The sequence below is a fragment of the Plantibacter sp. MMLR14_011 genome (assembly GCF_001865025.1).
Lineage (GTDB): Bacteria > Actinomycetota > Actinomycetes > Actinomycetales > Microbacteriaceae > Plantibacter > Plantibacter flavus_A.
Genome location: NZ_MJGW01000028.1, coordinates 93,761 through 106,495 on the forward strand (window position 1 = coordinate 93,761; position 12,735 = coordinate 106,495).

At 70.2% G+C, this 12,735-nt stretch carries 14 protein-coding genes; 11 read left to right on the plus strand and 3 right to left on the minus strand.

Features of this window, described 5'->3' with window-relative positions:
- The first annotated feature begins 81 nt into the window (after positions 1 to 81).
- The 11 genes from BIU99_RS11640 (at position 82) to BIU99_RS11690 (ending at position 10,529) form a co-directional block, all read left to right on the plus strand.
- On the plus strand, positions 82 to 1,308 hold the full coding sequence (locus tag BIU99_RS11640) for a TerC family protein (protein ID WP_064295868.1): 1,227 nt from the start codon (positions 82 to 84) through the stop codon (positions 1,306 to 1,308).
- A gap of 129 nt (positions 1,309 to 1,437) precedes the next feature.
- Complete coding sequence (locus tag BIU99_RS11645) at positions 1,438 to 2,031, plus strand: TerD family protein (protein WP_064295867.1); 594 nt, start codon at positions 1,438 to 1,440, stop codon at positions 2,029 to 2,031.
- 58 nt (positions 2,032 to 2,089) lie between these two features.
- Positions 2,090 to 2,668 carry a TerD family protein gene (locus tag BIU99_RS11650; protein WP_064295866.1) on the plus strand — a complete coding sequence of 193 codons (579 nt, stop codon included), beginning with the start codon at positions 2,090 to 2,092 and terminating at the stop codon, positions 2,666 to 2,668.
- Positions 2,669 to 2,720: 52 nt separating this feature from the next.
- Positions 2,721 to 3,932, plus strand: coding sequence for a toxic anion resistance protein (locus tag BIU99_RS11655; RefSeq protein ID WP_064295865.1), 1,212 nt, complete (start codon positions 2,721 to 2,723; stop codon positions 3,930 to 3,932).
- Between the two features lie 54 nt (positions 3,933 to 3,986).
- The gene (locus BIU99_RS11660; RefSeq protein ID WP_064295864.1) at positions 3,987 to 4,502 is read left to right on the plus strand and encodes a hypothetical protein; all 516 of its coding nucleotides are present in this window, start codon (positions 3,987 to 3,989) and stop codon (positions 4,500 to 4,502) included.
- Positions 4,502 to 5,053 (plus strand): TerD family protein, encoded by a 552-nt coding sequence (locus tag BIU99_RS11665; protein ID WP_071261348.1) that lies wholly within the window; start codon positions 4,502 to 4,504, stop codon positions 5,051 to 5,053. The genes BIU99_RS11660 and BIU99_RS11665 overlap by 1 nt, the downstream gene beginning before the upstream one ends.
- A gap of 3 nt (positions 5,054 to 5,056) precedes the next feature.
- Entirely contained in the window at positions 5,057 to 5,893 is an 837-nt protein-coding gene (locus BIU99_RS11670; RefSeq protein WP_071261349.1) for a hypothetical protein, read from the plus strand.
- A gap of 2 nt (positions 5,894 to 5,895) precedes the next feature.
- Positions 5,896 to 7,089 (plus strand): HpcH/HpaI aldolase/citrate lyase family protein, encoded by a 1,194-nt coding sequence (locus BIU99_RS11675; RefSeq protein WP_071261351.1) that lies wholly within the window; start codon positions 5,896 to 5,898, stop codon positions 7,087 to 7,089.
- A 109-nt stretch (positions 7,090 to 7,198) separates the two neighbouring features.
- The gene (locus BIU99_RS19750) at positions 7,199 to 8,569 is read left to right on the plus strand and encodes a phosphoribosyltransferase domain-containing protein (protein WP_071261352.1); all 1,371 of its coding nucleotides are present in this window, start codon (positions 7,199 to 7,201) and stop codon (positions 8,567 to 8,569) included.
- Positions 8,566 to 9,720, plus strand: a complete 1,155-nt coding sequence (locus tag BIU99_RS19755) for a cysteine protease StiP family protein (protein WP_175484386.1) — start codon at positions 8,566 to 8,568, stop codon at positions 9,718 to 9,720. Before BIU99_RS19750 ends, BIU99_RS19755 begins: the two co-directional genes overlap by 4 nt.
- Positions 9,717 to 10,529, plus strand: coding sequence for an HAD family hydrolase (locus tag BIU99_RS11690; RefSeq protein ID WP_071261356.1), 813 nt, complete (start codon positions 9,717 to 9,719; stop codon positions 10,527 to 10,529). The genes BIU99_RS19755 and BIU99_RS11690 overlap by 4 nt, the downstream gene beginning before the upstream one ends.
- A gap of 12 nt (positions 10,530 to 10,541) precedes the next feature.
- Here BIU99_RS11690 and BIU99_RS11695 read toward each other — a convergent pair whose 3' ends face one another.
- From BIU99_RS11695 to BIU99_RS11705, 3 genes are read right to left on the minus strand one after another with little or no spacing between them, the layout of a single operon-like run.
- Entirely contained in the window at positions 10,542 to 11,780 is a 1,239-nt protein-coding gene (locus BIU99_RS11695) for a molybdopterin molybdotransferase MoeA (RefSeq protein WP_071261357.1), read from the minus strand.
- Entirely contained in the window at positions 11,777 to 12,049 is a 273-nt protein-coding gene (locus BIU99_RS11700) for a DUF6457 domain-containing protein (RefSeq protein WP_071261359.1), read from the minus strand. Before BIU99_RS11700 ends, BIU99_RS11695 begins: the two co-directional genes overlap by 4 nt.
- Positions 12,046 to 12,726, minus strand: a complete 681-nt coding sequence (locus BIU99_RS11705) for a molybdenum cofactor guanylyltransferase (RefSeq protein WP_071261360.1) — start codon at positions 12,724 to 12,726, stop codon at positions 12,046 to 12,048. Before BIU99_RS11705 ends, BIU99_RS11700 begins: the two co-directional genes overlap by 4 nt.
- Positions 12,727 to 12,735 lie beyond the last annotated feature (9 nt).

Genomic DNA, 12,735 nt, shown 5'->3' on the forward strand with positions numbered 1-12,735 from the left:
GACCATACCAACTATATAGTGGGACGGCACCAACTAAACGTCACCCGTCCCCCACCTCGAGCGCTGCGGAGAATACAGCCCATGGAAATCCCCGGATACGTCTGGCTGCTGACGATCGTCGGCATCCTGGCCCTCCTCGCCTTCGACTTCATCTTCCACGTACGCAAGGCCCACGAGCCGACGCTGCCGGAAGCCGCGAAGTGGTCGGCCCTCTACGTCGGTTTCGCCCTCATCTTCGGTGTCGGCGTCCTCATCTTCGGCGGCGGGACGCTCGGGTCCGAGTACTTCGCCGGCTACATCACGGAGAAGGCCCTGTCAGTCGACAACCTCTTCGTCTTCCTCATCATCATGTCGAGCTTCCGCGTGCCGCGTGCCGACCAGCAGAAGGTGCTGCTCTTCGGCATCGTCTTCGCGCTCATCGCCCGCACCGGGTTCATCTTCCTCGGCGCCGCCGCGGTCAACGCGTGGTCCTGGCTGTTCTACATCTTCGGCGCGTTCCTCATCTTCACCGCCGTCAAGCTGCTCCGTCCGGAGGAGGAGAACGAGGACGAGGCGAACAACTTCGTCATCCGACTCGCCAAGCGCCTCTTCAAGACGACCGACCGCTACGACGGCGACAAGCTCGTCACCATCGAGAACGGCAAGAAGGTCCTCACCCCGATGCTGCTCGTCATGGTCGCCATCGGCGGCACCGACCTGCTCTTCGCGCTCGACTCGATCCCCGCGATCTTCGGCCTCACGCAGAACGCGTACATCGTCTTCACGGCGACCGCGTTCTCGCTCCTCGGCCTCCGTCAGCTCTACTTCCTCATCGACGGCCTGCTCGACCGCCTCATCTTCCTCAGCTACGGCCTGGCGGCGATCCTCGGTTTCATCGGTGTGAAGCTCGTCCTGCACGCGCTGCACGAGAACACCCTGCCGTTCATCAACGGCGGTGAGCACGTCCCGGTCTTCGAGATCGAGACGGGCCTCTCGCTCGCGGTCATCGTCGGCATCCTCCTCGTGACGGTCCTGCTGTCGCTCCTCAGCCCGGCGGGCCGTGCCCACACGATCATCAGCGACGCCCGCAGCCAGGCCAAGAAGATCGTGCTCCACGCGGACTCCCCCGAGGACATCCCGGTCGGCCACCACGTGGACGAGGTCGAGCTCGAGACGAGCTACACCCGCATGGTCGAGCGCCAGAAGTCCTTCGCCAACCTGAAGCCCAAGCACCAGGCGAAGGCGGCCGACGACGAGGAGCTCCAGCGGCTGCTCGCCCGAGCCCACGAGCTGCAGGCCAAGGGCTCCGACTCACGCGGCCTGCTCTGAACGGACCGGGAATCCGGGCGCTCGCCCGGCTGAACCGATAACGTGGGACGTGCGCTCCCGGCTTCGGCCGGGGCGCACGTCCCACACCTCACCACCAGCTACACGATGAAGCATCAAGGAGACGGAACCATGGGTCTGAGTCTGGAAAAGGGCCAGTCGCTCTCACTGACGAAGCAGGACGGTGGCTCGCTCACGCGGATCCGTCTCGGCCTCGGCTGGGACGGCGTCGCACCGGTGAAGCGCGGCTTCTTCGGTCGTGCAGCCTCCGCGCCCGACATCGACCTGGACGCCTCGGCGATCTTCTTCGACGCCACCGGCAAGGTCCTCGACACCATCTGGTTCCAGCAGCTCGCGAGCAAGGACGGCTCGGCCACCCACACCGGCGACAACCTCACCGGCGCCGGCGACGGTGACGACGAGACCATCCTGGTCGACCTCTCGAAGGTGGCGCCGTCGGTCCAGCAGATCGTGTTCGTGATCAGCAGCTACAGCCGGCAGACCTTCGACACGGTGCAGAACGCCTTCAGTCGCATCATCGACGACTCGACCCCCGGCTCGCCCGAGGTCGCCCGCTACCAGCTCACCGACTCCGGCCCGCACACGGCGATGATCATGTCGAAGGTCTCGCGCGAGGGCAACGGTTGGACCTTCAAGGCGATCGGCGAGCGCGCCAACGGGCGCTCCGTCATGGATCTGCTCGGTCCGGCCGCCCAGGCCCTCTGAGCACCACCCGCAGTAGTCCCCCGCGCGTCAGCGCAGTTCCGAAGGAGAAGCGATCACCATGGCAGGACTCACCCTCGAAAAGGGCAACAACCTCTCGCTCACCAAGACCAGCCCCGGCCTGACGGTCGCGACGGTCGGCCTCGGGTGGGACCCGCGCACCACGAGCGGTGAGGCCTTCGACCTCGACGCCTCGGCGCTGCTGATCGGCGCGAACGGCAAGGTGCGCTCCTCCGCCGACTTCATCTTCTACAACCAGCCCGCCTCGGCGGACGGTTCGGTCAAGCACCTCGGTGACAACCGCACCGGCGACGGCGAGGGCGACGACGAGCAGATCTCGGTCGACCTGAACGCGGTCGGCGCCGACGTCGAGCGCGTGGTCATCGCCGTGTCGATCGACAAGGCCGACGAGCGTCGCCAGAACTTCGGCCAGGTCCGCGGCGCGTACTGCCGCATCGTCGACCAGGACGGCACCGAGATCGTCCGCTTCGACCTCAGCGAGGACGCCGCTCCCGAGACCGCCATGCTGTTCTCGGAGCTCTACCGCAACGGATCCGAGTGGAAGTTCAAGGCCGTCGGCCAGGGCTACACCACCGGTCTCGCCGGCATCGCCGGCGACTTCGGCGTCCCGCTCGGCTGAGCACCGACGCCTCCACCACGAGCAAGCCACACACGAGAGCAAGGTCGACCGCATGAGCACGCCACTCACTCCGCCAGACGCCAACGAACAGGCCGCAGCCTCCCTCGTGCTGCACGCTCCGGACGCACCGGACGTCGTGCAGGCCGAAGAGGCGCCGGGCATGGTCCCGGTCCCGGCGGAGCGCCAGACGGAGATCCAGCAGCAGGCACGCTCGTTCGTGTCCGAGGTCGCGACGCTCGACCCGCGCTCCCCCGAGTTCACGCAGAAGATCGAGGGCATCTCCCAGATCGGCGGCAAGGAGATGGTGCAGTCGAGCGGGTACTCCTCGCGCATGCTCGACCGCTCGTCGACCTCGGTCGCCGGGGCGAAGCGTTCGGGTGACAGCGCGCAGATCAAGGTCGCGACCACACTCGGCGACCTCCGCAGCACCGTCGAGGACCTCACGCCCAACCAGGCGGACCTCGGCGTCGGCCGCAAGATCCTCGGGTTCATCCCAGGCGGCAACAAGCTCGCCAAGTACTTCCAGAAGTACGAGTCCGCGCAGACCCAGCTCGACAAGATCATCAAGTCGCTCATGGCCGGACAGGACGAACTCCTGAAGGACAACGCCTCGCTCGCGGGAGAGAAGGTCCAGCTCTGGGAGACCATGCAGGCGCTCAGTGAGTACGCCGTCTTCGCCAAGGCGCTCGACGCCGCGTGCGTCGCCAAGATCGACGAAGCCCGGTCCGCCGGACGCATCGAAGAGGCGCAGAAGCTCGAGGCCGACGTCCTCTTCCCCGTACGTCAGCGCCACCAGGACATCCTCACGCAGCTCGCCGTCTCGGTGCAGGGCTACCTGGCGATGGACCTCATCCGCAAGAACAACCTCGAGCTCATCAAGGGCGTCGACCGCGCTCGCACCACGACGATCGCCGCTCTTCGGACCGCCGTCGTCGTCGCGCAGGCCCTCGCGAACCAGAAGATGGTGCTCGACCAGATCGACGCGATCAACACCACGACGAACAACATGATCCTGCAGACCAGCGAGATGCTGAAGGACCAGACGACGCGCATCCACCAGCAGGCGTCCACCTCGGGCGTCAGCGTCGAGACCCTGCAGCGCGCGTTCGACAACGTCTTCCAGACCATGGACGCGATCGACACCTTCCGTGCCGAAGCCGCCAAGAACATGGAGGGCACCGTCAACGCGCTCGAGACGGGCCTCGAGAAGGCGAAGCCGTACCTCGAGCGCAGCCGTCAGGCCGAGCAGCGCGAACTGCGGTAGCCTCACGCTCGGGTGACCGGGCGCACGGGTCGCTGAGGACGAAGGGGACGAGGGATGGCATTCGGACGACTGCTGAACGCACTGCGGACCGGCGGGGCCGAGCCGCTCGGCGTCGTCGACGCCACGCCGGCGCCCGTCGGTGAGACGGAGGACGAGCAGACCGCTCGCCACCTCGACGAACTCCGCGACTCGGTGCGCTCCGTGGGGCGCGACCTCCCCACGCTGATCACCTCGCAGCTCCGACAGATCGACGACCAGTTGCGCCTCGTCGTCGCGACGATCGCCGACCAGGGTGCGTCGACCGAGCAGCGCGTGCTCCTCGCCGCGATGGTGACGGACTACCTCCCGAGCCCGCTGCGTTCCTTCCTCGCGCTGCCGGCCGCGGACCGCACCGACGACTCCCGCAGCACGATCGTCTTCGCCCGTCAGCTGGAGCTCATCGAGGAGACCATCCGCGACCTCCTCAACCAGATCCGCATCGGCGCGATCGCCGAACTCTCGACGCACGGCCGGTTCCTCTCCGACAAGTTCCAGGAGCCCGACGCCGGTCTCGTGCTGGGTGCGCACTGATGGCGTCACTGATCGCGGGCGCGAACGCCGCGCTCACCGCAGAGAACCCCGGTCTCGACGCGGTGCTCATCGGGTTCGGCTGGGACGTCATCGCGAGCCGTGGGCCGCAGAGCGAACCCGTGCCGCTGGCGATCATGTGCGGCGACGACGGCAAGGCGCTGTCCGACGACCACCTCGTGTTCTTCAACCAGGTCGAGAGCCAGGACGGCGCGGTCACCTTCTCGTCCGAGGCCGACGATGAGGAGATCGACGTCGAGCTGTCGCGCGTGCCGGACGCCGTGTCGAAGATCGCCTTCCTGCTCTACATCGACCCCGACGTCCGCGGCCCCGGCGACTTCTCCCCCGTGCGCTCGGCGTTCGTCCGCGTCGCCGCACCCGACGGTCGGGAGCTCGTGCGCTTCGACGTGCCGATCGCCGAGGTCCGCAGCAGCCAGGCGCTGCTGCTCGCCGAGCTGTACCGGCACCGCTCGGACTGGAAGTTCCGTGCTCTCGGGCAGGGGTACGCCGGTGGTCTCGCCGGCGTGGCGCGCGACTTCAGAATCGACCTCTGAGCCGTGCCGCTCAACACCTCCCCGGTGCGACGGGACATCGACTACCTCCGTCGTCGGGTGAAGCCGAGACCCGCGCCGGTCACGCAGGCGGAGCCCGTGGCGAGCGCCCCGGCGGCACCTCCTCCTGCAGCGCCGGCCGCATCGGCAGCACCGTCGACCGGACTCACGCTCGGTGGGCCGTCCACGTCCGCCGCCGCACCCCCTGCCCCGGTGGCATCGGCAGCGTCTGCACCGTCGACGGGACTCTCGCTCGGCGGATCCTCGTCGACCGCTCCCGCTGCGCCGTCGGCACGCCCGGCCACCACGCCCGCCGCAGCTCCGACGACCCCACAGCCCTTCCCCGCCCCGACGGCCGAGGAGGTCCGCGTCCTCGACGACGAGACCCCGCTGGTCCGGCTCGACCCGCGTCAGTCCGCGATCGGCAGCCTCATCGTCGGCGGAGCGACGGCGATCGTGTGGGAGACCGTCGAGCTCGTCACGGGTGTCGCGACGGCCGACGGTGTCGACGGCACGCCCGTGACGACGCCCGGCAACCGGCCGCTGCTCGGCTTCGACGGCGGCGACGCGATCCTCGCCCTCCGACACGTGCACCTCATCCGTCGAGCGCTGTTCGTCGGCACAGCCGGTCGTCCGCTGACGGTGCAGCTCTTCGACGGCGAGAGCTTCGCAGCCGCCGATGAGACCGGTGCCGCCCCGGTCGTCTCGCTGCTGCGCATCGGGTCGAGACTCGAACTCCGCCTCGAACCGCTTCCCGCCGAGATCCCCCTCCAGACGCTCCTGCAGCAGTTCGGCTTCGAGCCGACGCCGTACGTCGTCGCCCGCGAACCCCGGAGACGATGACCATGCGCCACTTCAGTTACGTCGACGACAAGCGCGCGTCGCGGTTGTTCCACAAGCTCCCGAGCCCCATCAGCATCGACTCCCCACCGGAACACGTGGCGGCGGCACTCGGCGCGACGCTCTACAGTCCCGGCACGCGCCCGACGCTCGCGAAGGACGTCGTGAAGCAGGCGAAGCACGGCTGCCTGAGCATGGTGCTGTGCCTCGAGGACTCGGTCCCCGACGACGCGGTCGAGTTCGCCGAGACGAACGTCGCGGAGGCCATGCAGCAGCTCGCCGCCAAGAGCTCAGGGTCCAAGCGCCCGGTGCTGCCGCTGCTCTTCATCCGCGTCCGCACGCCCGAGCAGCTCGAACGGGTCGCCGGGCTCCTCGGTCCGGGACTCGACCTCCTGAGCGGCTTCGTCATCCCCAAGTACGAGAACAGCGACGGGGTGGCGGACCGCTTCTTCGAAGCACTCGGTCGCGTGCAGCGCGACTACGGGCAGGACGGGTCGAACGGCGCGCGTCGGCTCCGGGTCATGCCGATCCTCGAGTCGCCGCGGATGATCCACCGCGAGACCCGCGACGACACCCTCTCCGGGATCGTCGACGTCACCAAGGCCCACCGCGAGGACGTCCTCGCCGTCCGCATCGGCGCCACCGACCTCTCGAGCGCCTTCTCGCTCCGGCGCTCGCGTGACCTCACCGTCTACGACGTCAAGCTCGTCTCCTCGGTCATCGCCGACGTCGTCAACGTCTTCGGTCGACCGGGCGACGACTTCGTCATCACCGGCACGGTCTGGGAGCACTTCCACAACGCGGAGCGGCTCATGCGCCCGCAGTTGCGCATGACGCCGTTCCAGGATGCGAACGAGGCGCAGCTGCGGCAGAAGCTCCTCCTCAAGGGACTCGACGGCCTCATCCGTGAGATCGCCCTCGACCAGGCGAACGGGCTGCTCGGCAAGACGGTCATCCACCCGAGCCACGTGCCGGTCGTCCACGCGATGTCGGTCGTGAGTCACGAGGAGTACGTCGACGCCCTCTCGGTCGTCGGCGACGTGGGCGGCGGCGCCAACGCCTCCCCGTACCGGAACAAGATGAACGAGATGAAGCCGCACCAGGCGTGGGCACGCAAGACCCTGCTCCGCGCGGAGGCCTTCGGGGTGGCCGCGGAGGAGACGACCTTCGTCGACCTCCTCGAGACGAGCATGCGGTGACGGTATCGATGGGCGGCTACTGGGCCGTGGCAGAGAACACGACCTTCGTCGACCTCCTCGAGACGAGCATGCGGTGACGGTATCGATGGGCGCATGGACAGGCGGTTTCGTGCGCGACGCCGTCGGCATCGGCCTGCGCTCGGACGCGTCCCGGAGCCTGATCCCGGTGGAGGACCTCGTCGGTCTGGCACTCCGCGACAACCCCAAACGCGCGCAGCTGCTCGTGTCGACGGTCCTCGCCAAACACGTGCCGACCGTGCCCGGCCTGGCACTCGCCGCCGGAGAACTGCTCGGACTGCTGGTGCGGAGCGCGCTCGACGGCAGCGATCCGGAGACGGCTCCGTTCGACACCGTGGCGCACCTCCTGGCCCGACGGGAACGGCCGGATGCTGACGGTCTCGCCGCCCTCACCGCCGTCCGTGAGCACCTCGCCGAGCTCCGCGATGCAGCCCCAGCGGCCGGCCCGGAGCTCGTCACCGTCGGTTATGCCGAGACGGCGACCGGGCTCGGCCACATCGTCGCCGACGCGCTCGGCTCGCCCTACCTCCACTCCACGAGGCACGAGGCGGACGTGCCCTTCACACCGTTCGAGGAAGAGCACTCGCACGCGAGCGACCATCGCCTGTATCCGAGCGACCCCGCGTGGGCCACGGCCGGCGGGACCACGGTGCTCGTCGACGACGAGTTGAGCACCGGCCGCACCGTCCGCAACACGATCACCGCGCTGCACGCCACCACGCCGCAGGCGCACTGGGTGGTCGCGGGACTCATCGATCTCCGTTCGGATGCGGACCGACAGCGCTTCGACGACCTCGCCGACCGGCTCGGCACCCGGATCACCGTCGTGGCGCTCGGCGTGGGTGCCGTCGACCTTCCGGAGGACGTCCTCGCCCGCGCGCGAGCGGTCATCGACGCCGCACCCGCCACGTCGGCCGCCGGATCGGCCGCAGCCGGCGACGTCGTCGTCGTGGACGCCTCCGACCTGCCGCCCGTGCGGAGCGCGCGCTTCGGTGCGCCTGGACGCCTGGACGACGCGGTGACCGCCGCGATCACCGACCGGGTCCTTCCGGAGCTGCCGGACGGCGAGGTCGTGGTGCTCGGCTCCGAGGAGTTCATCGCGGTACCGCTGGCCGTCGCCGCCCACCTCGACCGCACGCGCGGAGCGACGCGCTTCTCCACCACCACGCGGTCCCCCATCGCCGTCATCGGCCGTGACGACTACGCCATCGCGAGCGCGGTGTCCTTCACCAGCCACGACCGCACGATCGACGGCTTCGGACCCCGCTTCGCCTACAACCTCTCCCGCGGTGGTTCACGGTTCGCGGCGGTGGTCCTGTTCCCGGAGCCGGGCGCCGACCGCGAGCTCCTGCTCCGGCCCGACGGCGTCGTCGAGGCATTGCGGACCGTCACCGACCACGTCATCGTCGTCCTCCTCTCCGAATCCGTCCCGACCCCAGCCGAATGGAACCCCGCACCGTGACCATCGACGCCGCCGCCCTCCCCGAGCCGCTCACCGGACCGGACTTCGGGTCCTACGACGCCTCGGAGGTGCGCTGGCTGCTGACCGACCTCGGCGACACCCGCCTCGAGGCCGACGCCTCCGAACGCGAGGCCGCGATCCAGAGCGGGCGCGCGCATTACGCCGAGTCGCTGCCCATCGAGTACCTGCCCTCCCCCGAGTACGAGGAGCTCTATCGCGACGCCCTCGCGCGGTCGAGCCGGCGCCTCGCGGTGGCCGTCGGCGTCGTCACCGACCTCGTCCTGGCCTCCCGTGCGGACCGCCCCGTGTTGGTCTCCCTCGCCCGCGCCGGAACGCCCATCGGGATCCTCATGCGTCGCTGGGCGATGGAGGTCCGTGGGATCGATGTGCCGCACTACACGATGAGCATCGTGCGCGGGGTCGGCGTCGACGGGACCGCGCTGCGCTACCTCGCGGCGCATCACGACCCGGAGCAGATCGCGTTCGTCGACGGCTGGACCGGCAAGGGCGCCATCGCGCGCGAGCTGACGGCGGCGCTGGAACTCTTCGCCGAGACCGACGGCATCCGCTTCTCCGACGAGCTGGCTGTCCTCGCCGACCCCGGCCACTGCGTGCCCGTGTACGGCACCCGCGACGACTACCTCATCCCATCGGCGTGCCTCAACTCCACCGTCTCCGGCCTCGTGTCCCGCACGGTGTACAACCGCGAGCTGCTCTCCGACGACCAGTTCCACGGTGCCAAGTTCTACCGCGAGCTGAGCAGTCACGATGTCTCCGGCGCCTTCCTCGACGCGGTCTCGGGCCGCTTCGCCGAGGTGGTCGACGACGTCGCCGCGGGTGTGGAGGAGGCCTCGACGTCCGACCGCGAACCGAGCTGGATCGGCTGGGAGGCCGTCGAACGGATCCGGGAACAGTACGACATCCCGACCGTGAACCTCGTGAAGCCGGGTGTCGGCGAGACCACCCGCGTCCTGCTCCGCCGAGTTCCGTGGAAGGTGCTCGTGTCGCCGGACGCCCTCGACGACGTCGCGCACGTGCTCCTGCTCGCCGAGCAGCGCGGGGTGCCGGTCGAGGTCGTGCCCGGGTTGCCCTACAGCTGTGTCGGCCTCATCAACCCGTTGAGCGACGCCGCGGCGGGAGACGCCCAGTGAGCGCCCTCGTCGCCTGCGACCTGGATCGCACCCTCATCTACTCGCCGAAGGCGTTCTGGCTCGAGACGCCGGACCCCGAGGCGCCGTCGATCATCGTCTCGGAGCTCTGGAACGGCGTGCCGATCTCGTTCATGACGCGCGACTCGGAGCGCCTGCTGATCGAGCTGCGCTCGCAGGCCGTGTTCATGCCGGTCACGACGCGGACGGTGGCGCAGTATCAGCGGGTGCAGCTGCCGGGCGGCGCGCCCGCCTACGCGATCACGAGCAACGGCGGCGAGATCCTCGTCGACGGCGTCCCGGACGCCGATTGGCGCGACCGGGTGCGAGCGCACCTCACCGACCACACCGCTCCGCTCGACGAGGCGCTCGCGCGCTTCGAGGAGCTGGCTTCGCCGACCTGGATCCTCAAGACGAACGTCGCCGACGCGCTGTTCTTCTACTCGATCGTCGAGCGCGACGCGATCCCGGCGGGCTGGCTCGAGCAGGTCGAGCAGGAGTGCGAACGGCTCGGGTGGACCGTGTCCCTGCAGGGACGGAAGCTCTACTGCGTGCCGCGGACGCTCACGAAGCACGATGCGGTCAGTGAGGTCGCCCGCCGCCTCGACGGACCACTCGTCCTCGCGGCCGGTGACTCGCTCCTCGACCAGTCGATGCTGGAGACCGCCGACCTCGCGTTCCGGCCGGCGCACGGCGAGCTCGACGACGAGGGCTTCACGATCGACACGCTGACGGTCACCGAGCGGCGCGGCATCCTCGCCGGCGAGGAACTGCTGCAGCTGATGACGGCTGCGGCCGTCCGGGGCCGCTGACCCGAGGCCCGATCACCAGGGCAGGTCGAGACTCGGTACCAGGCCGCCCGCGGCCGCGCCGGAGCCCGGGCACACGAGCACGCCATCGGCGTCGGCGAGCCCGCGGAGCATGGCTGCTCCCTGCCATGGCGTCGGCTCCGCATGCGGCGTCGCCGAATCGGGATCGTGCACCGAGCGGTAGGGGCGCAGCACCGTCCCTGAGCGGGCCCCGTCGACGGGCGAGGCGAGCACTGCCGGTCGCAGGGCCGGGAGCTCGAGTCCCTGGAGGCCGGCGAGCACCGGGTGCACGAGCGTGAGGACGCTGAGCAGGGCGGCGAGCGGGTTGCCGGGCAGGCCGACGAACAGGCGACCGTCCGGCAGCCGCGCGAGCAGCGCAGGGCCACCCGGGCGGACGTCGACGCCGTCCACGAGGAACTCGGCACCCGCGTCGCGGAGCAACGCTCGGACGTGATCGGCTCGGGAGTCGCCGGTACCACCCGTGGTCACGACGAGGTCCCGCTGGTGGCGGGCGGAAGCGGTGACCGCACTCGTCAGCCCGAGGGCGTCGGCCGTGGTGGGCGCGTCATCGCCGACACGGACGCTGGATGTGACGACGCCTCCGAGCGAGGCGATCACTCCCGGGAGCGATGGGCCGAAACTGTCGCGGACGAACCCCGGGCCGGGAACACCGCTCGTGACGACCTCGTCACCCGTGAGGACCAGGCGGACCCGCGGTGTCGGCACGACGGGCACGCGGTCGAAGCCGGCGCCGGCGGCGACAGCGAGGTGGACGGGACTGAGACGCGTGCCGGCGTCGAGGACGGTCGACCCCGCGGGTGACTCGGTTCCGGCGGGTCGGATGTGCCGCCCCGGCCGCGGTTCCCCGCTCGGGGCGGACGGTGCGGGGTGGAGGCGCGCTGATCCCGAGCCATGCCCGATCACGCCGTGCTCCAGTTGGAGGACCGCATCGGCGCCCGACGGGATCAGCCCACCGGTCAGGACGTCGACCGCGACACCGTCGCTGAGTCCGACCGACCGCGCGCGCTCGGCGTCCTCACCGGTCAGCAGGGTCCACGGGCCGCTCCCGGCCACCACCCAGCCGTCCATCGCCGAGGAAGCATAGTGCGGGATCGCGATGGGCGAGACGAGCGGCGCCGCGAGCACGTGTCCGAGGGCCTCGGCGAGCGTCAGGGTGTCGACGACGTCGGACCGATGCGCCGCACCCGTCGCATGCGCGATGCTGCGAGCGTCCCACCAGGAGGCCCTCGTCATGCGGTCGTGTCCGAGGCGACCAGCCGTTCGACGGCCGCGGTCGCAGCCTCGGCGGCGGCGACCGGATCCGCACCGCTCGCGAGCGCCTTCCCGACCGCGATACCGACGAGGTAGGTGGTGAGCGGGGCGGCGGGACGCCGCACGGCGTGCGCGGCCGTGCCCGCGAGTCCGAGGACCGCGTCGATGTCGACCCCGACGTCGCCGAGCTCCAGCTCGGCGGACACTCGTTCGGTCCAGTCCGCGAGGACGGCGTGCAGGTCATCGGTCATGGGAGACGCTCCTCAGGGTCGGCGGTCGGCGTGGTGGACATGTCCGGCACCGGCGACTCGCCGGCGGTGTCGACCCCGAGGTCGGCGGCGTCGGCCCAGGTGTCGACGTCGGCCGAGCCGCCGTCGGGAACGGACACCTGGCGGAGGACGAGTCCGGCGAGCAGCTGGCGGACGGAGACACCCGCGAGGTCACCGCCGGGTTGTGACGTCCGCAGTGCGGCGACCCGGCGTTCCAGGGCCTCCCGGTGGTAGACGGCGAGCAGCGACTGCTCACGACCGGAGTCGTCGACCGCGACCCAGCCGTCGGCATCGGTCCCGGCCGCGGCGGCTGTGGCTGCTTCGAGCACCACGGTGAGCGCCGGCGCGGCATCCGGCATGTCGCAGGCGAGGACGGCGACCTGTGCGGGGCCCTCGGTCGCGACGCCATCACGCAGGGCGTCCAGGCCCGCGGCGATGGCCGCAGCGGGGCCGCCGAAGGCGGGGCGCTCGCGGACGAAGCGGACCGGAGCGGTCGTCTCGAGCTCGGGGCCGACCACGACGACACGGCCGCCGGCCGCCCGCGCAGCATCGATCGCGAGCTGGAGGAGCGTCCGCCCGTCGCGGAGCAACGACGCCTTCGCGACGCCGCCGAGGCGGGAGGACCGCCCTCCCGCGAGGATGATCGCATCGACGGACATGGCACCAGC